The sequence below is a fragment of the Acinetobacter sp. AS5 genome (assembly GCF_048957595.1).
GTDB lineage: Bacteria > Pseudomonadota > Gammaproteobacteria > Pseudomonadales > Moraxellaceae > Acinetobacter.
This window is the reverse complement of sequence record NZ_JARDAL010000133.1, coordinates 1-1253: the sequence shown is the minus strand read 5'-3', so window position 1 is coordinate 1253 and position 1253 is coordinate 1. Positions and strand designations below refer to the sequence as shown.

General features: G+C 39.5%; 1 protein-coding gene. It reads left to right on the top strand.

All coding sequences use genetic code 11. The features are described from left to right. Positions 1–81: 81 nt before the first annotated feature. A complete protein-coding gene (locus tag PV763_RS17570) occupies positions 82–1233 on the top strand; it encodes an IS4-like element ISAbe18 family transposase (RefSeq protein ID WP_338840946.1) in 1152 nt (383 codons plus the stop codon). Positions 1234–1253: the final 20 nt, after the last annotated feature.

Here is a 1253-nt window from a genome sequence, read left to right as displayed (position 1 = left end):
TTTGCTTTAAATAAAAAAACCTGAGTCCTAACAGTTAAAATATGAGTGCAAACAAACACTTTAACGACCAGGATTCAGGTTTTGTCACATCAGAATACCGTATTTCATGAGCTAATTAAACCTGTTGTGCGACAGGATTTTGAACAACTTGCTAAAGTACACCATGTTGGACAGAAATTTAGAGCGGCTTCCCGGTGGGATCAGTTTATTGCCATATTGATGTCTCAATTCTCTTGTAGACAAAGTCTGAGAGATATTCAATCCAATTTGGAGTGCCAACAGGAAAAGCTAAGTCATCTCGGAGCAAAGTCTATTCCCCGAAGCACGCTGGCACGAATCAATGAGCAGCAGCCTGCTGCCTTGTATCAACAGCTATTTTACAAGTTGCTTAAATACTATGAACACTCAAAAGTAGCTCATAAATTTCGCTTTAAGAATCCCTTGTATTCCTTGGATGCCAGTCATATTGACCTGTCGCTTTCCTTATGTGAATGGGCCAAAGTTCACGACTCAAAAGCCAGCATGAAACTCAGCATAGGATTGAATCACAGCAATGATATTCCTGAGTTTGTTGCAGTTGAAAATGGCAAAGAAAATGACATGGTACAAGGCCGCAAATTCCAGTTTCCTACTGGCAGCATTGTAGTTTTTGATAAAGGCTATGTCGATTACCAATGGTATGCAAATCTGACTGCTCAAAACATTGGATTTGTCACACGTTTTAGGCCTAAATCTGTGTATCAGGTGATCCAGCAACATCCAGTGCTTGAATCCAAAGGTATTCTAAAAGATGAAACCATTCAGCTGAATAGCGCACATGCCCTAAAAAGAAAAGCCCCAGTGTTAAGAAGAATTGAATATAGAGATCAGCAAAGTGGCAAGCACTTTAGCTTTCTCAGCAATAACTTTCATTTAGCCGCTTCCACCATTGCGGCGATTTATAAAGATCGTTGGAAAGTTGAGCTGTTCTTTAAGGCGATTAAGCAGAATCTCAAATTAAAAGCGTTTCTAGGCCGCAGCAGGAACGCAATTCAGACACAAATCTGGATTGCGATGATCGCCTATTTATTGGTGAGTTTCGCTCAACATTTAGGGAAAACAGGTTGGACAGTTCAACGTTTACTCAGAATAATTCAAGTGAATTTGTTTGAAAGAAGAACTTTAAAAGCTTTATTTTCACCCGATAAAATACCCATAAAACAAGAGGAAGCTCAAATGAGCTTCCTCTTGTGAAAAATTGTGGGACAGCAATG